Origin of the sequence: Microbacterium sp. BWT-B31 (assembly GCF_041379855.1) — a bacterium.
Taxonomy (GTDB): Bacteria; Actinomycetota; Actinomycetes; order Actinomycetales; family Microbacteriaceae; genus Microbacterium.
In genome coordinates, this window is the sequence record NZ_JBFECU010000012.1 from 31,167 (window position 1) to 49,310 (window position 18,144).

Consider the following 18,144-nt stretch of genomic DNA (forward strand, 5'->3'; position numbering starts at 1 on the left):
AGTCCTCAGCCGGCGAGAGTCACCCGCCCGCCGTCAGCCGCGCAGCGCGCGGGTGACCTCGCGGCCGACGCGGTCGAGTTCTGCCGACAGCATCTCGACGGTGCTCGCCGCGAGATCGCCGCCGCGCGCGACGTGCAGCCGCAGGTCGCTGCGCATACGGGCGCGGAACTCGTTGAGCGCGGCATCCGCCCGCTGCAGCTGTTCGCGGCTGCGCACGCGCGGGTCGTCCGTCGGCGGCGCCTGCTTCGCGCTCGCGCGCTCCTGCTGGGCGGCGGCGGCCAGATCGGCGCGCAGGCTCCGCATGGCGTCGCGCACGCTGCCGCGCACCTCGTCGGCGATGAGCCGCACCGAGTCGGCGAGACCGGCCTCGATGCCCTCGAGCTCGCCCGCACGTGCGGCGACCTCGGCGTGACCGGCTTCGGTGATCGCATAGACGGTCTTGCGGCCGTCGACGCTCTTGGTCACGAGGCCCTCTTCTTCGAGCTTGGCGAGCCGCGGATAGATCGTGCCGGCGCTGGGGGTGTACGTGCCGCCGGTGCGGTCCGAGAGCGCCTGCATGATGTCGTAGCCGTGCCGGGGGCCCTCGTCGAGCAGGTTCAGCAGGTACAGGCGCAGGTCGCCGTGCGAGAAGACGGGGGTCATCACCATTCCTCCTCGTCGGCGGTGGCCGATGCCTCGGGCACGGGATTGCCCCGTCGCAGCACCGTGACATCGCCCGAGACGGTGTTGGCCCGCACATCGGCGAAGCGTCCGCTGAGCTCGCCGACCGAGCCGGCGTAGTTCGTGGTGGGACCGGTGCCGTTGCCGGAGCGCACGACGCCGTCGACCTGCACGCGACCGCTCACGCTGCGGAACACGTAGTTCGCGGGGAAACCGTCGTCGAGGCGCACGGTGGCGCTGCCCGACACCGAGTTGAGGGTGACGGCGTGCACGTCGCCGGCTCCGTCGACCAGCACCGAGCCCGACACCGTGTCGATCGTGGCCTTCTTGAGGGTGCCGGTGGCCGCGACATCGCCCGAGACGCTGTTGGCGCTCAAGCTGCCGACGAGGCCGCGCACCTGCACGTCGCCCGAGACGGCGTTGACCGTGATGTCGCCGGTGAGCCCGTCGACGATGATGTCGCCCGACACGGTGTTGAGGCGCGCGTCGGTCTTGAGGCCCGAGATGAGGGCGCTGGCGCTGACCACTCCGAGGGTGAGGGCGACATGGCGGGGGACGGCGACGCTGATCTCGGCCTTGGGGCCGCCGGCGCCGAAGTTGCGGAACACCTCGAGAAAGTTGTCCCACCTCAGCTGCGGGTGGTCGATCTCGACGGCGTCGCCTTCGACCTCGATGCGGAGGTCTTTGGTCGTGACGCTGTGCACCTCGATGCGGATGCCGGGCTCGTCGTGGGCGATCACGTCGATCTGGCCGCCGACCAGTCCGACCTTCAGCGTTCGCACGGGCTCGATGTCGATCACGCGGGTCTCGCCCGGGTGGACGATCCATTTCTCGAAAGTCATGGGTTGCTCCTGCTTGTGTTCGTGGTGATTCGCGATATATCGCGACATACCCAGAGTAACACGATATATCGCGTTTACGCCAAGAATCTTCGGAATGGACTTGAGATTGACGCAACGTCAACCTCTAGCGTGGAGCACGACGAGAGAGGAGGAGGCCCATGGAGTGGTCGATCCAGCAGATCGCGCGGCTCACCGGCACTACGAGCCGCACCCTGCGCCACTACGACGACATCGGGCTGCTTCCGCCGGCACGGGTCGCCTCGAACGGCTATCGGCACTACGACGAGGCATCCCTCGTGCGCCTGCAGCGCATCCTGCTGCTGCGCGACCTGGGCCTCGGCCTGCCGCAGATCGCGGGCGTGCTCGATCGCGACGAGAGCGAGGCGCACGCCCTGGAGACCCACCTGGCGTGGCTGCGGCAGGAGCAGGAGCGCCTGGCGCGGCAGATCGCGTCGGTCGCGTCCACGATCACGACACTGAGAGAAGGAGGCCCGCTGATGGCCGAGAAGATGTTCGACGGCTTCGACCACACACAGTACAAGGACGAGGTCGAGGAGCGCTGGGGCAAGAAGGCGTACGCCGACAGCGACCGATGGTGGCGGTCGATGGATGCCTCGGCCAAGGCCGACTGGCAGCGGGACGCAGCTCGGCTCGGCGCCGACTGGGTCGCGGCGGCCGAGACAGGCACCGACCCCGCATCGGACGAGGCCCAGGTGCTCGCCGCGCGCCACGTCGCGTGGCTGCGCGGCATCCCCGGCACTCCCGCCGCGGCGCCCGGCGGCGACATCCGCGGGTACGTGCTCGGGCTCGGCGACATGTACGTCGCCGACCCGCGCTTCGCCGCGAACTACGGCGGCGAGCAGGGTGCCGCGTTCGTGCGCGACGCGCTGCGCGTGTACGCCGAGGCGAACCTGTAGCGGATGACGAGCGAAGCGGATGCCGCGACCGAGGCCGCGGCATCCGCTTCGAGGGGATCTCGTCAGGGGGTGCGACGCCCGCTGATGAAGCGGAACAGGAACACGATCACCGCGATGATGGCGAGGATGATCGCGATCCAGAGCAGGAAGTTCAGGGTGGGCACGACGCCCCACCAGATGAACAGCGCGATCGCAAGGACGATCAGGACTATGGCGAGGATGCTCATTTCAACTCTCCTTCGGGGAGCCGGCGCGACGGGGGCGAAGCGCCGGATGCCTCGTGGGCACACTTCGACGTTGGCGCCACCGGCGGCCACGGCGCAGGGGGTTGACGGCGGTGAAGCGGCGGTGCTACAGGTGTGGCTCCACCGCCGGCTACCGAGGCCCTGGGCCGGTGTCAAGCCCCTCGGGGCGGGGAGGCCGGCGTCGTAACGTTCCGGGTGGGCCGGGTGCGGCATCCGTTCGCCCGACCCGTTCGCGAAAGGAGCAGACGATGCCCGGAGGACGCGGATCGAACCTGAAGGACCGCGAGATGTACGAAGAGCTGCGCAAGGACGGCGCCTCGAAAGAGAAGGCCGCGCGCATCTCGAACGCCGCCGCGAGCCAGGGCCGCAAGACGGTCGGCAGCCGCGGCGCCCACGCCAAGGACTACGACGACCGCACGGTTCCCGAGCTGCGCAAGCGCGCCAAGGAGCTGGGGCTCAAGGGCTACTCGGGCAAGAAGAAGTCCGAGCTGATCTCCATGATCCGAAACCACTGACCGGATCGAAGGCAGGGGACGGATGCCGCGACTCACCCGTGTTCGTCCTCTCGAGGACCCCGGCTTCCGACGCGTGCGCGCGGGGTCGGGGTTCCGTTACGTCGACGCCAAGGGCAGGCCCGCCTCGGCGACGCAGCTGGAGCGCATCCACGCGCTGGTGATCCCCCCGGCGTGGCAGGACGTGTGGATCAGCCGCCGTCCGGACGGGCACATCCAGGCGGTCGGCACCGACGACGCGGGGCGGCGCCAGTACCTGTACCACCCGGAGTGGTCGGCGGGGCGCGACAAAGGCAAGTACGCGCGGGCGCTGCTGCTCGCCCAGGCGCTGCCGAACGCGCGCCCGAGGGTCACGACGTCGCTCAAGCGCGACGGGCTCGACCGCGAGCGCGTGCTGGCGACCTCGTTCCGTCTGCTGGACGAGGCCGCGCCGCGCGTCGGATCGGCCCGGTACATGAAGCGCAATGGCAGCCGGGGGCTGACGACGCTGCAGAGACGGGATGCCGCGGTCGAGGCATCCGTCGTCACACTGTCGTTCCCCGCCAAGAGCGGCAAGCGCGCGCTGCTCACGGTCGACGACGACCTGCTCGCGGCGGTGATCGAGCTGCTGGCGGCGGGGCGTCCGCGGTCGCCCCTGCTGGCGTACGAGCGGGCCAGGCGGCGCGTGGGGCTGACGCCGTCGGACGTCAACGCGTACGTGCGCGCCCTCACCGGCGGCGCGTTCACGGCGAAGGACTTCCGGACGCTGCGGGGCACGATCGTCGCCGCCGAGGCCCTCGCCCGGATCGGCACCGTCGACACGAAGCGCGAGGCGGTCGAGGCGCAGCGCCTCGCGGTGCAGGCGACGGCCGAGGCGCTCGGGAACACCCCGTCGGTCGCGCGCTCGAGCTACATCGACCCGCGGGTGTTCACGGTCTACCGCAAGGGCCGCACCCTCGACCTCGGGCGGTCGCCGGAGTCCGCGATCCGCGACCTGCTGCGGCCCGGGAACCGCTGACGCTTCGCCCGGGCGCGGCGGCGGGCGCGCGACGCTGCGGCCGGCCGCCGGCGGCGAGCGCGCCACCTGCCTGCCAGCGCGCCGTCGCGCGACGCAGCGCTCGCAGCGAAGTGCCGCGCTCGGGCGCGATGTGACCGACCTGAGAAAGGCGGCGATCAGCCGATGAGATACTGAAAGCGATACATTCGCGTATCCGGCCGCGGCGCTCGCCGCGATCCCGTATCTCTCCTCCAGCGAAGGCACCCGTGTCGAACCTCGCCGTCCTGAGTCTGAAGAACCGCGCGCTCATCGCCCTGATCACGATCGTCGCGGCGATCTTCGGTGGTCTGGCGCTCACGAACCTCAAGCAGGAGCTCATCCCATCGATCGAGTTCCCCGCGCTGATCATCGTGTCGACCTACCCGGGCGCCTCGCCCGAAGTCGTGAACAACGACGTGTCGACGCCGATCGAGCAGGCGATCCAGGGCGTGCCCGGGCTCGAGTCGTCGACCGCGACCAGCACGACGAACGCGTCGATCGTGCAGGCGTCCTTCGCCTACGGCACGAACCTCGCCACGGCCGAGCAGAAGATCACGCAGGCCATCAACCGCATCGGCAGCCAGCTTCCCGACGGCGTCGAGCCGAACGTGCTGACGGCGAGCATCGACGACTTCCCGGTGATCCAGCTCGCCGTCACCGGGTACGACGACGAACAGACGATCCAGGCTCAGCTCGAGGCATCCGTCCTGCCCGAACTCGAGGATGTTCCGGGCGTCAACGCTGCCCAGACCGTCGGAGGCGTCGGCCAGCGCATCACGATCACGCCGAACCAGGCGGCGTTGGCCGAGGCCGGGTTCACCCAGCAGGCCATCCGCGACGCTCTCGACCACAACGGCGTGCTCTTCCCCGGTGGGCAGGTCACCGAGAACAACCAGACGCTCACGGTGCAGACCGGCGCGAAGATCGCCTCGGTCGACCAGATCGCGGCGCTTCCGCTCGTGCCGAGTGACGCAGAGCAGGTTCAGGCGGGGCCGAAGACCGTGGGCGACGTGTCGACCGTCGTGCAGGAGCGCGACCCGGTCACCTCGATCTCGCGAGTGAACGGCGAGCCGGCGCTCACGATCGCTGTGACGAAGCTCCCGTCGGCGAACACGGTCGACGTCTCGCGCGGGGTGCTGGCGGTGCTGCCCGGCCTCGAGGATGCCATCGACGGCGCGACCTTCACCGTCGTGTTCGACCAGGCCCCCTACATCCAGCAGTCGATCGAATCGCTCGCCCAGGAGGGCCTGCTCGGCCTGGTGTTCGCGGTGCTGGTGATCTTCGTGTTCCTGCTGTCGGTGCGATCGACGATCGTGGCTGCGATCTCGATCCCGACGAGCGTGCTCATCACGTTCATCGGCATCCAGGCGTTCGGGTACTCGCTCAACATCCTGACCCTCGGCGCGCTCACCATCGCGATCGGACGCGTCGTGGACGACTCGATCGTCGTGATCGAGAACATCAAGCGCCACTACGTCGGCGATGCCGACAAGCGCCAGTCGATCGTGCGCGCGGTGCGCGAGGTCGCCTCGGCGATCACGGCGTCGACGATCACGACGGTCGCGGTCTTTCTGCCGATCGCGTTCGTGGGCGATGTCACCGGCGAGCTGTTCCGGCCGTTCGCCCTCACTATCACGATCGCGATGGTCGCGTCGCTGCTGGTCGCCCTCACGATCGTGCCGGTGCTCGCGTACTGGTTCCTCAAGCCCGGCAAGCCGATCCTGGACGCCGACGGCAACCAGGTCGACCCTGAGGACGAGAAGGCGCCGCCCTCGCGTCTGCAGAGGTCGTACCTGCCGATCCTGCGCTGGACGCTCAAGCACTCGTGGGTGACGCTGCTCATCGCGGTGCTGGTCCTCGGCGGCACGATCGCCGCCGCGCCGTTCATGAAGACGAACTTCCTCGGCGACTCGGGTCAGAACACGTTCACCATGACGCAGGACATCGGCCCCGCCGCATCCCTCGACGCCGAGAGCGCCGCCGCCGAGCAGGTCGAGGCCGTGCTCGCCGACGTCGACGGCATCGATACGGTGCAGGTGTCGATCGGCTCCAGCGGCTCGGCACTGCGCGACGCCTTCTCAGGCGGCGGCGGAGGCGTCACGTACTCCATCACCACCGACCCCGACGCCGACCAGGTGCAGGTGCGCGAAGACGTGCAGCAGGCCGTCGCAGACCTCGACCCCGCCACCGTCGGCACCATCACGATCGCCGCGGCCGGCGGCGGGTTCGGTTCGAGCGACATCGAGATCGACGTCACCGCTCCCGACTCGGCCACGCTGCAAGAGGCGACCGACGCCGTCGTGGCGGCCGTGGAGGGCAAGGACGGCGTCGGCCAGGTGTCGAACAACCTCTCGGCCTCGCTGCCGTACATCGCGGTGACCGTCGACCGCGCCAAGGCCGCCTCGCTCGGCCTGTCCGAGGTCGCCGTCGGCGCGCTCGTGTCGAACACGATGCAGCCGCAGCGCATCGGCACGGTCGAGATCGACGACACCTCGCTGACAGTCTATCTCGCGGCATCCCAGAGGCCCGCGACCATCGACGAGCTGCGCGCGCTGACCGTGCCGTCGGCGCTGGGCCCGATCCCGCTGTCGGACGTGGCCACCGTCGAACAGAGCCAGGGCCCGACCTCGATCACCACCGAGGCCGGCCGGCGCACGTCGACCGTGACGGTGACGCCGGCGACGGATGACCTCACCGCGGCCTCCACATCGGTCACCGAGGCGCTCGCCGACGCCGACCTGCCCGCAGCGGCCGACGCCGAACTCGGCGGTGTGGTCTCGCAGCAGGCGGACGCGTTCTCGCAGCTGGGGCTCGCCCTGCTCGCGGCGATCCTCATCGTCTACATCGTGATGGTCGCGACGTTCAAGTCGCTGCGTCAGCCGCTGCTGCTGCTCATCTCGGTGCCGTTCGCGGCGACCGGCGCGATCCTGCTGCAGATCGTCACGGGCGTGCCGCTGGGGGTGGCATCCCTCATCGGCGTGCTCATGCTCATCGGCATCGTGGTCACGAACGCGATCGTGCTCGTCGACCTCGTGAACCAGTACCGCGAGAAGGGCCTGTCGGCCCACGATGCCACCGTCGCCGGAGGGTCGAGGCGTCTGCGCCCCATCCTCATGACCGCGCTCGCGACGATCTTCGCCCTCACTCCGATGGCGATGGGTCTCACCGGTCACGGCGGCTTCATCTCGCAGCCGCTCGCGATCGTCGTGATCGGCGGCCTCATCTCGTCGACCGTGCTGACGCTGCTCGTGCTTCCGACGCTCTACAACCTCGTCGAGGGCGCGCGCGAGCGCCGGGCGGCGCGTCGTGAGGCGCGGCTTGCGGTCTCGGGCGCCCCTGCTGCTGTCGCCGATGCCGCAGCCGCCGAGCCCGCGGCGGTCGTGGCGGGTGCGGCTGCGGCGGGTGCGGCCGGTGCGGGCTCGGCCGGGGCGGCCGGTGCTGCCCGCGCGGTGCCGCTGACGCGGCGAGAGCGCCGCCTGCTCGAAGCGGGCGAGACCGGTTCGGTTCCGCTCGCGGCCGGGGCGATCGCCGCTGTGGCGATGGCAGAAGACGCCCAGGATGAGCCGGATGCGGCGCCCGCACAGGAGGATGCCGCGACCGAAGCCGGGGCTGAGGTCGAGGCCGCTGTCGCGGGTGACGCAGAGGCTGCGGCCGAGGTTGAGGAGGACGCTGTCGCCGGGGCGGTTGCGGCGGGAGATGCCGAGGTGGCGGCGGAGGCCGAGGGCTCGGCCGAGCCCGACTCGGACGCCGATGCTGTGGAGGCCGAGGTGCCTGTGGAGGCCGAGGTGCCTGCGGAGTCTGAGGTGCCTGTGGAGTCCGAGGTGCCTGTGGAGTCCGAGGTGCCCGCGGAGCCCGAGGTGCCCGCGGAGCCCGAGGTCGAGGCACAGCCGGAGGCCGCCGCCGAGGTCGAGGCGGACGCCGAGCCCGAGGTCGAGCCGCAAGAGACGGTCCAGTCCGCGCCGGAGGGCGAGGCTGGGACCCTCTCTGCGGTCGAGTCCGAGGGCGCGCCCCAGACTGAGGTCGAACCGCAGGCTGAAGCCCAGGCTGAGATTCAGCCGCAGGATCAGGCTGAGGTCGAGCCGGAGGCTGCCGCCGATGCCGCCGCGGAGCAGTCCGACACCACGCCCGAGGACGACTCCGAGTCGGCGTATGAGGAGCGGATCGAAGCGGCCCTCGAGACCGAGGTCGAGCCCGAGATCATCGAAGACGACGAGACGGATTCCCCGGCCGACCGTTAGCGGGCACCGGCCCGCAGGTTCATCCTGCGGGCCGTCCCCCGCGGGTCGTTTGGTCTCGGCCGCTTTGCTTCCTCGCTCAACGACCCGCGGGGCGTGGCCGGAGCGAGAGAGCCTCAGGCTTCGCGCTGCAGCCAGGGGCGCAGCATCCGTGTCACCCAGGGCAGCACCGCGTACGTCATGATCGGCGTGAACAGCGCCGTGGTGACAAGCACGCGCAGCACGAGCGGCCACGCCGAGAAGCCCGGCACGAAGCCGAGCGCCCACGACCCGAGCAGATTCACCGGGAAGAACCCGAGCCAGATCGTCACCGTCTGCTTCCAGCGCGGGGGTGCTGCGGGGATCGGCTGCTGGATCGGGCCCGTGGTCGCGGCATCCGCCCCTGGCCGGCTCTCGACGTGCAGCGCGAACGGGGCGTCGAACCAGCCCTCGATGCCGGTGCGGCGCTCGACGCGCACCTCGTTCGCGAACGCGCGGCCCGCGTCGAGCCACCGCGAGCGCTGCGGCGATTGCTCCCACGTTTCGAGAGTCGGGATGTCGCGGAACCGGTACAGCATGTACCAGAGGTCGCTCGCCTCGCCCGCGCGCACCCAGCCCGAGCCGAGGAAGCCGGGGAAGGCGGTCGCCAGGTCGGTGCCCGCCTGCATCCAGCTCGTGGCCTCTGCGGTGCGGGACGGGTCGATGCGCCGCTCGATCGCGACGGTGATGGGGTGGGCCACGGGTTCTGCCATGGATCCATTGTCGGATGCCACGCCTGCCGCCCTGCACGTGCTGTGCGACCCCGACACCGCCGACGCCCCGATGAGCGACGATGAGCGACGATGAGCGACGATGAGAGGGTCGCGGATGCCCTGCCGGCCGGTGTCACGCCGGCTCCCCGCCCCGATGGCGAGCCGTTGCGCTGTCGCACGCCCGCACTCGACTCCGACTCGCCGGGATACCTCTACACGGGCCTGTGGGATGTGCCGCTCGCTGACGGGACGGACGTCGAGTCGGTGGTGCTGGGCATTCCCGACCGGCTCGGCGACCAGTGGGAGGTGCTCGTGCGAGAAACCGACAGCCCTGTCGACATCCTCATCGTCGACCCCGCGACGAAGGTCGAGGTCAATGTCACCGATGTGACGGCCGCGACCGGCGCGCCGTCGATCGCGATCGGCGCGATCTCGCACTGCGGTCAGAAGCCCGACGCGGCGCAGTAGCGTTCGGCGGGACGGCGGGCGGGCTCCCAGGGTGATCCGCTACGCTCGACCGGTCGGCTCTGGACACCGCGACGCGCTCGCGGATGGGTTTGTAGTCCAAGGGGCCGATGGTGAGCGCCGATCGGCGCACATGACCATCACATGAATGGCCCCCGGCCGACGGTTGTCCGGGTTGCCCGACGCCGCCCCTGAGCTCTTCGCGGGCGCGCGTGCGGGCGCTGTTCTCGTGCAAGAGAACCCAGGAAGACGATCACCATGCCCAAGAACAAGAAACCCGCCGGCGGTCGCGCCGCGAAGAACTTCGAGCCCCGCTACGGCGGGAAGACGTCGTACCAGGACCGCAAGCGCCGTCCGGGCGAGTCGTCGGCAGGCACAGCGGGCAGCAAGAGCCCGTCGCATCGCGGCTATCGCACCGAGCAGACCGATGCCGCGTCTAAGAAGCGCTGGACCGCTCAGGAGCGCGCCGGCCGCGACGAGGCACGCGGCATCCGCTCGCAGGCGAACGGCGAGCGCGCGCCGCGCTCGTACGACGACCGCCCAGCCCGTTCGTTCGGCGACCGCCCGGCGCGTTCGTTCGGTGAGCGTCCCGCGCGTTCGTTCGACCGCCCGGAGCGCCGTGACGAGCGCCCGGCGCGTTCGTTCGGTGAGCGTCCCGCCCGTTCGTTCGACCGCCCGGAGCGCCGTGACGAGCGCCCGGCGCGTTCGTCGGGCGAGCGCCCGGCGCGTCGTGACGACCGCCCGGCGCGTGAGGGCCGCCCGTACGGCGATCGCCCTTCCCGGGGCGGCGACCGTCCGGTCCGCGACGACTACCGCGGCGAGCGCGTGCCCCGCGACGACCGCCGCTCGTTCGGCGACGCCCGCGCGTCGTACCGCGACGACCGCCCGCGTCGCGATGACCGCGGCGGCGGCATCCGTCGTGATGATCGCCCCGCCCGTTCGTACGACGACCGCCCGCGTCGCGACAACGGCGACCGCCCCGCCCGTTCGTACGACGATCGGCCGCGTCGCGACAGCGGCGACCGCCCCGCCCGTTCGTACGACGATCGCCCGCGTCGCGACAGCGGCGACCGCCCCGCGCGCTCGTACGACGATCGGCCTCGCCGTGACGACCGCCCCCGCCGCAACGACGGCCCGACCCGCTCGGACTGGAACGCCAAGCCCGGACGCACCGCCCAGCACGAGGAGCACGTCGACGTCGTCCACGAGCGCCTGCAGGGCGAGGCCGTCGAGGCCCAGGCCGTCGCCGGCACGTCGTTCGCCGACCTGGGGTTCGGTGACAACATCGTTCGCGCCCTCGCCGACCTGGGTGCGGCATCCCCCTTCCCGATCCAGGCAGCCACCATCCCCCCGATCATCGCGGGGCGTGACGTGCTGGGCCGCGGCCGCACCGGCTCGGGCAAGACGATCGCGTTCGGCGCTCCGCTGGTCGAGTCGATCCTGCGCTCGCAGGCGGGGCAGCGCCGCGAGTTCGGCCGGTCGCCGCGCGCGCTGATCCTCGCGCCGACGCGCGAGCTCGCGCTGCAGATCGACCGCACGATCCAGCCGATCGCCCGCAGCGTCGGCCTGTTCACGACGCAGGTCTACGGCGGCGTGCCGCAGGCGCGTCAGGTGGGGGCACTCAGGAAGGGTGTCGACATCGTCATCGGCACCCCCGGTCGCATCGAAGACCTCGCGAACCAGGGCAAGCTCGACCTGTCGGGCATCCGCATCGCGGTGCTCGACGAGGGCGACCACATGTGCGAGCTCGGGTTCCTCGAGCCGGTGCAGCGCATCCTGCGCCTGACGGCGGACGGTTCGCAGAAGCTGCTGTTCTCGGCGACGCTCGACCGCGAGGTCGCCGCGTTGGTCGACGAGTTCCTCGTGAACCCGGCCGTCTACGAGGTGGCCGGCGAAGACCAGGACTCCAGCACCATCGACCACCGTGTGCTCGTCATCGACCACCGCGACAAGGCCGAGATCCTCGACTCGCTCGTCGCCCGCGAGGGCAAGACGCTCGTCTTCGCGCGCACGCGCGCCTACGCCGAGATGCTCGCCGAGCAGTTCGACGACGCCGGCATCCGCGCTCTCGCCCTGCACGGCGACCTCAACCAGGCCAAGCGCACGCGCAACCTCGAGAAGATGACGGCAGGCAAGGTGGATGTGCTGGTGGCGACGGATGTCGCGGCCCGCGGCATCCACGTCGACGACATCGATCTCGTGATCCAGGCCGACGCGCCCGACGAGTACAAGACGTATCTGCACCGATCGGGTCGCACCGGCCGCGCGGGCCGCTCGGGCACGGTCGTGACGCTCGTGACTCGCCAGCGCCGCCGGCGCATGACCGAGATGCTCGAGCGCGCCGAGATCGACGCGCCCTTCGACGAGGTGCGCCCCGGCGACGACCTGCTCGAGGAGCTTTCGGGCCGTCAGGTGAATCCCGTCGCCTGACGCGGTCGCCTGACCCCGCCGCGCCGCCGCCGCCGCGGTCGCCGCACGCCGCGCCGCCGCGGCCCGGAAACAGGACGGCGCATCGAGAGCAGGACGACCGACGAAGATCGGTCCTGTTCTCGATGCGCCGTCCTGTTCTCGGTCCACAGGGCGACGGATGCATCGGGCTTGTCGAGGTCCCCTCCGGCGATGACGAGCAGGACAATTCCATGAACTGACGCTCGTGCCTGCGGACCTGAGACACCGGGGCTGGGACACGGTGCCGCAACTTCGTCGCACCGGTCGCTCAGAAGAGCCTCGGCTCTGAAGCGGTCGCCGCGAGGCGACCCCGCGATGTGGTGACCACGCGGGATGCGGCGGCCGTGCGGGAGGCGGCGGCCGTGCGGGAGGCGAGGCCCGGCACAGGGCCTCGCCTCGGACCGTCGTCTTCATCGTGACCGTCCAGCCCGTGCACGCGCATGAGCGGCCGCACGCGCTTCGCGAGCCACGACCGGTACGCCTTCGGCGCGTACGCCGACGCCCCCGGGTACAGGCCGCGGTACGAAGACACGAGCTCGGGATGCTCCCGCCCCAGCCACTGCATGAACCACTGCTTCGCGCCGGGGCGCAGATGCAGGGCGCCGTAGACGACGCGATGGGCGCCGGCCTCCTTGATGCGTGTCAGCGCGTGGTCGAGCGACGCGATCGAATCGGTCAGGTGGGGGAGCACAGGCATCAGGAAGACGGTCACATAAAAACCCGCCTCGGAGGCGGCGCGCACCGTCTCGAGGCGGGCCGCCGCAGTCGGAGCGCCGGGTTCGAGCGAGTGCTGCAGCGCATCGTCGAACACGGCGATCGAGGTGGCGATCGTGACGGAGACGGATGCTGCGGCATCGGTCAGCAACGGCAGATCGCGACGGACCATCGTGCCCTTGGTCAGGATCGAGAAGGACGTGCCCGACTCTGCGAGGGCCGAGATGATGCCGGGCATGAGCCGGTAGCGGCCCTCGGCCCGCTGGTACGGGTCGGTGTTGGTGCCGAGCGCGACCGGTTCGCGTTCCCACGTGCCCCGCGCCAGCTCGCGCCGAAGCACGTCGACCACGTTGACCTTCACGACGATCTGCGAGTCGAAGTCGTGCCCCGCGTCGAGGTCGAGGTACTCGTGTGTCGGACGGGCGAAGCAGTTGTGGCTGATGACACCGTTCGCGATGAAATCGCCGGTGCCGGTGGTGATGTCGACCATGTCGATGTCGTGTCCGAGGTCTTCCACGCTGACGACGCGCAGATCCGCGACGGTCTTGACGGCTGTGCCCGCGATGGCCGTCTCTCGGGTGATCGCGGGCTCGGTGAGTGCGAAGAACCGCCGCCGCTGCGCATGCCCGCCCGAGATGCGCACCGTACGGACGCTGTTCGATCGCGGCGGCTCGATGACGTGTGGAATGCCGTGCACGTCGAGGGCGTCGTGGATGAGCCGAAGAGTCTCTTCGTTCTTGTTGCTGACGCGAAGCACGCCACCAGAACAGGAGCCGGCCGCATCGAAGAGGCCGGCGAGGAACCCCGCGTGCCACGCCGGGGTACGCACGCTCGGAACGGAGGTGACTCGCTCGATGGTCTCGACGTCTGCTCGTCGCGCAGTGTGGATCGCCGACATCTCTGGCCGAGCGGTCGTCGCCTGCGTGAAGGGGCGGGTCACGGTCGGAACGCCCTCGGCCTCGAGCAGCAGACGGGTTCTGTCCAGGGCGTCGTGATCTGCGAGGGCCAGGCGGAATCGGTGGACCGTGGCGGTGCGCTCGCCATAGGGATAGGCGCCGTGCAGCAGCATCCCATCACCTCGGCTCACGCCGGCCAGATACCCTCGCCGATGCTCGCCGTCCAACGGCGGGCGCAGACGAGCCCGCTCGCCCAGCCCACGTCCCATCAGCCGGTTACTGGTCGTGAGAGACGGTCGCTGGTCAAGACCGCCCATCACATCTTTGACATGCTTCCACCCCCGTTCGGTGAGGAACCGGTGGTCGGCACTGGCGACGAGCTGAGTGCCGTCAGCGAGCGTCACGCGGAATGCGCGCCTTCGAGTGGACCACTTCGCCTTCACGGTGGTCGCGACGTAGCGACGGCAGTCGCCCTGCTTCTCGGTCCCGATGACCTCCTGACCGATCGTCAGCTCGTCGATCCGGCGTTGACGCCCGTCGGCGCACAGAACCAAGGTGTCGGGGCTCAGACAATAGGCGCACGCATGGCTGCAGCCCCGGTACGGGTTGATCGTCCAGTCGAAGGGCATCGACGACGACCCGGGCACATGGTTGAGGGCCGACTTGCAGAGCACCTCGTGGAAGGTCATGCCGGCGAACTCGGGAGTGGTGACCGAGCGCACGAGCGGGTGCAGTCGGTCGAGTCCGGGCAGGGCGGCCTCATCCACCGTCCCGAGCTCTTGACCTTGCCAGCGCATGAAGGAGAGTAGAACAAAGATTCGACACTGTGTCAACCACCGCACGGCGGTTCATCGAAGGGCGAGCGCGCGATCTGGCGGCCGTGCGTGCGAACGGGTCACAATGGACGCGTGACGGCACCCCCACCGCACATGCCCACGACGACCCGTCGCGCGTTGCGAGAAGCGCGCGAGCGGGCGAGCCGCCCTGCCCAGACGACCCCCGCGTCGCACCGCAGCGCGTGGAGCGAACTGCTGGCCGCTGTCCCGTCAGGGCTTCCCCGCCACGCGCGCAAGCACACGCGCAAGAGGGCCGTCGTCGCGCTCATGACGGCGATCGGGAGCGTTCTCATCGTGGCGTCGGCATCCGTCGTCACGGCGGCGGTGGCCGTGGCGGACGCACGGGCGCCCGTCGTGCTCTTCGCCGGGGTCGACGCCTCCGACCCGGTGGCCGCCGCGATCCAGAGCGTCGTCGGCGCGGCCGCGTCGCCCACGCCCCATCCGACGCCGTCGCCGACGGGCGATCCCCAGGAGGAGCCGCTCCCGCCGCCCCCCAGGCAGGTGCCCTTCGCGTCGTGCGAGAACCCCGCGGTGGTCGCGGCTCTCGCCGCAGGCGACGACTCGGCCGTGCTCGCCGCGGCGGGCGGCGCGCGCGCGTTCCGCGAGGCCGTCGTCGCCGGCGGCATGCCGTGCATCGGGTTCGACGACCCTGCCCGGGTGTGGAACGTGATCGACAAGCTCCGTCCGTCCGCACCGGTGGACTACGCGCCCGCCGCGCTGGCGCGCGCCACCGGCGTTCAGACGTTCGGCCCGTTCGACCAGTTGCGGCCCGACGCGGCTGCCGCGATGACGGCGCTGGCCGAAGCATCCCGTTCGGCAGGAGCGGGCGAGATCGCGGTGGCCAGCGCCTATCGGGACTACTGGTCGCAGATCGACGTCTACGGAGACTACGTCTCGATGCATGGTGCGGCCTACGCCGACCTCGAGAGCGCGCGGCCCGGATTCAGCGAGCACCAGAGCGGACTGGCCGCCGACGTGCTGCCGTGCTTCGAATCGTGCCTCACGATGGACGACGTCGCCGGCTCGCCTCAGGGGGCGTGGCTCGTCGGGCACGCGTGGGAGTACGGCTGGATCACGAGGTACGAAGAGGGCTCGACGCCGATCACGGGCTACATGGCCGAGCCGTGGCATCTGCGGTATGTCGGCGTCGAGCTCGCGGCCGAATACCACGCCGGGGGCTGGCGCTCGCTCGAGGAGTTCTTCGGGCTGCCGGCCGCGGGCGACTACCCCGCGGGGTCGTGACCGCGCGGTTGCGGCATCCCACAATAGGCGGCACCGAGTTTCGCGTATCGTGAGATGCAATCTCACACGTTCGGCGCTTCGCTGACGGTGCGGCGTAGGATCGCCTGCGGCGAAGCGGCCCGAACGGCCCCGCCGGGCAACACGAAAGGACAGGCTCAATGGAGCGCGACATCTACGACGAGGATCACGACGCCTTCCGCGACGTCGTCAAGGAATTCGTCAAGCGCTACGCGACCGAAGACAAGCGCAAGCAGTGGGAGGCCGACGGCGAGATCGACCGTGCGACCATGCTCGCGGCGGGCGAGGCCGGCATCATCGGCCTGTCGGTGCCCGAGGAGTTCGGCGGCGCCGGCATGCTGCAGGACTACCGCTTCCGCGCGATCGTGCTCGAAGAGACCATCGGCGCGGGCCTCGGCTCGCTCGCCGGCGCCTTCGGCATCCAGGACGACCTCGCTGTGCCCTACATCGTGCACATGGGCACGCAGGAGCAGAAGGAGAAGTGGCTCCCGGGCATGGCGACCGGCGAGATCCTGGGCGCGCTCGCGATGACCGAGCCGGGCGCGGGCAGCGACCTGCGCGGCATCAAGACCACGGCCAAGAAGGTCGACGGCGGCTACATCGTCAACGGCGCGAAGACGTTCATCTCGTCGGGCAAGACCGCCGACATCGTCGTCACGTTCGTCAAGACTGGTGAGGGCAACCGCCCCGACGCCTTCAGCCTGCTGATCCTCGAGGACGGCATGGAGGGCTTCGACCACAGCAAGAAGCTCGAGAAGATGGGCTTCCACGGCTGGGACACCGCCGAGCTGTCGTTCACCGACGTGTTCGTGCCCGACGCGAACCTCATCGGCGGCAAGGAGGGCCTCGGCTTCATCCAGCTCATGATGAACCTGCCGCTTGAGCGCCTGTCGATCGGCGTCGCCGCCGCGGCCGCGGGTGAGGCCGCGTTCAACTGGACGCGTGACTACGTGCTCAGCCGCGAGGCGTTCGGTCAGCCGATCGCCGACTTCCAGAACACGCGCTTCAAGCTCGCCGACATGGCCACGACCGTCGATGTCCTGTGGGCCTACAACGACCGCGCGATGATGCTCTACAAGGACCAGAAGCTCACCGCCGAAGAGGCCGCGAAGGTCAAGTTCTGGTCGACCGACCGCGAGTGGGAGCTGCTCGACATCGGCGTGCAGCTGCACGGCGGCTACGGCTACATCACCGAGTACCCGATCGCCCGCGCGTTCCTCGACGCGCGCGTGCACCGCATCTACGGCGGCACGAACGAGATCATGCGCGACCTCGTCTCGCGCCAGATCGTCGGCAAGCGCTGAGCGCGCGCTGACGCGGTGACGGATGCCGCGACCCGCCCCTGTACGCAGGGCGCCGGGTCGCGGCATCCGTTCGTCTGAGATCAGGGGATGTCGCGAAACGAGGACGATTCCGCCGGTTCTGTCCTCGTCTCGCGGAATGTCCTCGTCTCGTGCCTGCGTCGGCCGGTCACGCGGCGGCTTCGGCGGCGTGCGCGTCGGCGCGCTGGGACTTGGGGGCGGGGGATGCCGCGCCCACGCGCCAGTAGCCGCAGAAGCTCACCGCGTCTTTGTCGAGCGCGCGCTCGTTCACGAGGTAGCGGCGCGCGTTCGTCGCGAGCGCCTGCTCGCCGACGACGTATGCGTGCAGGTCAGGGCCTCCGGCGGGAAGGTCCGAGAGCGCTTCGAGCGCGGCGAGCACCTCGGTTCCGGGCTTGGATGCGTGATCGCGCACGACGAAGCGCACCGTGAGGCCCGCCGGGTGCTCGAACTCGAGGGCGTCGCCTGTCGACGGCACCTCGACGAGGGCGAGGCCGGTGGCCGAGGCATCCAGGGTCGCGCAGATGCTGGCGATCGCGGGCAGCCCCGTCTCGTCGGCGACGAGCAGCACTTTCGACGTGCCGCGCTCGGGGTTGAACGTGAGCCCCTCGTCGATGATGACCACGCTCTCGCCGGGCTCGCACGTTTCGGCCCAGCGCGACGCGGGGCCGGCGGTGCCGTCGCCGGCCGAGCCGTGCAGCACGAAGTCGACGTCGATCTCGGCATCGGTCGTCGCCGTCGCGGGGCGATACGCGCGCACCGAGTAGTTGCGCATGACCGGCCGCACGCCGTCGGGGATGCGCAGATACTTGAGGTAGCCCAGCAGCTTGTTCGCCTTCGCCGGAATGCGCTCCAGGCCCTCGTCGCCCCCGAGCGGCAGGAAGATGCGGAACCACTGGTCGTAGCCCATCGACCGGAAGCGGGCGATCTCGCCGCCTCCGAGCGTGACGCGCATCCAGTGCGGTGAGAGGCGCTCGCGGCGGAGCACCCTCAGGTGGATCAGGTCTTGCGACTCGGGCTTGACGAGTCTCGAGGCGCGGGCCATCGTC

Annotated in this window: 13 protein-coding genes and 1 pseudogene; 8 read left to right on the forward strand and 6 right to left on the reverse strand. The window is 70.4% G+C overall.

The features are described from left to right. Window positions 1–33: 33 nt before the first annotated feature. Together AB1K54_RS12820 and AB1K54_RS12825 are read right to left on the reverse strand one after the other, a co-directional pair. Window positions 34–642: a PadR family transcriptional regulator gene (locus tag AB1K54_RS12820; RefSeq protein ID WP_371203144.1), complete on the reverse strand. Its 609-nt coding sequence runs from the start codon at window positions 640–642 to the stop codon at window positions 34–36. Beyond that, window positions 642–1,502, reverse strand: a complete 861-nt coding sequence (locus AB1K54_RS12825) for a DUF4097 domain-containing protein (RefSeq protein ID WP_371203145.1) — start codon at window positions 1,500–1,502, stop codon at window positions 642–644. Before AB1K54_RS12825 ends, AB1K54_RS12820 begins: the two co-directional genes overlap by 1 nt. A gap of 158 nt (window positions 1,503–1,660) precedes the next feature. Between AB1K54_RS12825 and AB1K54_RS12830 the strand changes: the two genes are divergently transcribed. After that, complete coding sequence (locus AB1K54_RS12830; RefSeq protein WP_371203146.1) at window positions 1,661–2,419, forward strand: MerR family transcriptional regulator; 759 nt, start codon at window positions 1,661–1,663, stop codon at window positions 2,417–2,419. A gap of 62 nt (window positions 2,420–2,481) precedes the next feature. Here AB1K54_RS12830 and AB1K54_RS12835 read toward each other — a convergent pair whose 3' ends face one another. After that, on the reverse strand, window positions 2,482–2,646 hold the full coding sequence (locus AB1K54_RS12835) for a hypothetical protein (protein WP_371203147.1): 165 nt from the start codon (window positions 2,644–2,646) through the stop codon (window positions 2,482–2,484). A gap of 266 nt (window positions 2,647–2,912) precedes the next feature. On the opposite strand from AB1K54_RS12835, the gene AB1K54_RS12840 reads away from it, so the two are divergent. The 3 genes and pseudogenes from AB1K54_RS12840 to AB1K54_RS12850 all read left to right on the forward strand — a co-directional run. Further along, window positions 2,913–3,179: a Rho termination factor N-terminal domain-containing protein gene (locus tag AB1K54_RS12840; RefSeq protein WP_371203148.1), complete on the forward strand. Its 267-nt coding sequence runs from the start codon at window positions 2,913–2,915 to the stop codon at window positions 3,177–3,179. A 22-nt stretch (window positions 3,180–3,201) separates the two neighbouring features. Further along, on the forward strand, window positions 3,202–4,173 hold the full coding sequence (locus tag AB1K54_RS12845) for a DNA topoisomerase IB (RefSeq protein ID WP_371203149.1): 972 nt from the start codon (window positions 3,202–3,204) through the stop codon (window positions 4,171–4,173). Between the two features lie 245 nt (window positions 4,174–4,418). Then, window positions 4,419–7,589, forward strand: a pseudogene (locus tag AB1K54_RS12850) (efflux RND transporter permease subunit); the annotation flags it as partial. A 953-nt stretch (window positions 7,590–8,542) separates the two neighbouring features. On the opposite strand, the gene AB1K54_RS12855 reads toward AB1K54_RS12850, so the two are convergent. Continuing rightward, on the reverse strand, window positions 8,543–9,157 hold the full coding sequence (locus AB1K54_RS12855) for an antibiotic biosynthesis monooxygenase (protein WP_371203150.1): 615 nt from the start codon (window positions 9,155–9,157) through the stop codon (window positions 8,543–8,545). A gap of 90 nt (window positions 9,158–9,247) precedes the next feature. Here AB1K54_RS12855 and AB1K54_RS12860 point away from each other — a divergent pair, with 90 nt between their 5' ends. Together AB1K54_RS12860 and AB1K54_RS12865 are read left to right on the forward strand one after the other, a co-directional pair. Continuing rightward, window positions 9,248–9,625: a hypothetical protein gene (locus tag AB1K54_RS12860; protein WP_371203151.1), complete on the forward strand. Its 378-nt coding sequence runs from the start codon at window positions 9,248–9,250 to the stop codon at window positions 9,623–9,625. A 255-nt stretch (window positions 9,626–9,880) separates the two neighbouring features. Beyond that, complete coding sequence (locus tag AB1K54_RS12865; RefSeq protein ID WP_371203152.1) at window positions 9,881–12,052, forward strand: DEAD/DEAH box helicase; 2,172 nt, start codon at window positions 9,881–9,883, stop codon at window positions 12,050–12,052. Between the two features lie 286 nt (window positions 12,053–12,338). On the opposite strand, the gene AB1K54_RS12870 is transcribed toward AB1K54_RS12865, so the two are convergent. Beyond that, window positions 12,339–14,477 carry an intein-containing Rv2578c family radical SAM protein gene (locus tag AB1K54_RS12870; RefSeq protein WP_371203153.1) on the reverse strand — a complete coding sequence of 713 codons (2,139 nt, stop codon included), beginning with the start codon at window positions 14,475–14,477 and terminating at the stop codon, window positions 12,339–12,341. A 111-nt stretch (window positions 14,478–14,588) separates the two neighbouring features. Between AB1K54_RS12870 and AB1K54_RS12875 the strand changes: the two genes are divergently transcribed. Next, a complete protein-coding gene (locus AB1K54_RS12875) occupies window positions 14,589–15,758 on the forward strand; it encodes a M15 family metallopeptidase (RefSeq protein WP_371203154.1) in 1,170 nt (389 codons plus the stop codon). A gap of 158 nt (window positions 15,759–15,916) precedes the next feature. Then, window positions 15,917–17,080, forward strand: coding sequence for an acyl-CoA dehydrogenase family protein (locus tag AB1K54_RS12880; protein ID WP_371203155.1), 1,164 nt, complete (start codon window positions 15,917–15,919; stop codon window positions 17,078–17,080). Between the two features lie 166 nt (window positions 17,081–17,246). Here AB1K54_RS12880 and AB1K54_RS12885 read toward each other — a convergent pair whose 3' ends face one another. Then, window positions 17,247–18,140, reverse strand: coding sequence for a siderophore-interacting protein (locus AB1K54_RS12885; protein ID WP_371203156.1), 894 nt, complete (start codon window positions 18,138–18,140; stop codon window positions 17,247–17,249). Window positions 18,141–18,144: the final 4 nt, after the last annotated feature.

What these genes read in the sequence shown, in the direction of transcription:
- AB1K54_RS12880 (WP_371203155.1), top strand. Translation starts at nt 15,917, where the DNA reads ATGGAGCGCGACATCTACGACGAGGATCACGACGCCTTCCGCGACGTC.
- AB1K54_RS12870 (WP_371203153.1), bottom strand. Translation starts at nt 14,477, where the DNA reads ATGCGCTGGCAAGGTCAAGAGCTCGGGACGGTGGATGAGGCCGCCCTG.
- AB1K54_RS12835 (WP_371203147.1), bottom strand. Translation starts at nt 2,646, where the DNA reads ATGAGCATCCTCGCCATAGTCCTGATCGTCCTTGCGATCGCGCTGTTC.
- AB1K54_RS12855 (WP_371203150.1), bottom strand. Translation starts at nt 9,157, where the DNA reads ATGGCAGAACCCGTGGCCCACCCCATCACCGTCGCGATCGAGCGGCGC.
- AB1K54_RS12840 (WP_371203148.1), top strand. Translation starts at nt 2,913, where the DNA reads ATGCCCGGAGGACGCGGATCGAACCTGAAGGACCGCGAGATGTACGAA.
- AB1K54_RS12845 (WP_371203149.1), top strand. Translation starts at nt 3,202, where the DNA reads ATGCCGCGACTCACCCGTGTTCGTCCTCTCGAGGACCCCGGCTTCCGA.
- AB1K54_RS12885 (WP_371203156.1), bottom strand. Translation starts at nt 18,140, where the DNA reads ATGGCCCGCGCCTCGAGACTCGTCAAGCCCGAGTCGCAAGACCTGATC.
- AB1K54_RS12865 (WP_371203152.1), top strand. Translation starts at nt 9,881, where the DNA reads ATGCCCAAGAACAAGAAACCCGCCGGCGGTCGCGCCGCGAAGAACTTC.
- AB1K54_RS12825 (WP_371203145.1), bottom strand. Translation starts at nt 1,502, where the DNA reads ATGACTTTCGAGAAATGGATCGTCCACCCGGGCGAGACCCGCGTGATC.
- AB1K54_RS12820 (WP_371203144.1), bottom strand. Translation starts at nt 642, where the DNA reads ATGACCCCCGTCTTCTCGCACGGCGACCTGCGCCTGTACCTGCTGAAC.
- AB1K54_RS12830 (WP_371203146.1), top strand. Translation starts at nt 1,661, where the DNA reads ATGGAGTGGTCGATCCAGCAGATCGCGCGGCTCACCGGCACTACGAGC.
- AB1K54_RS12860 (WP_371203151.1), top strand. Translation starts at nt 9,248, where the DNA reads ATGAGCGACGATGAGAGGGTCGCGGATGCCCTGCCGGCCGGTGTCACG.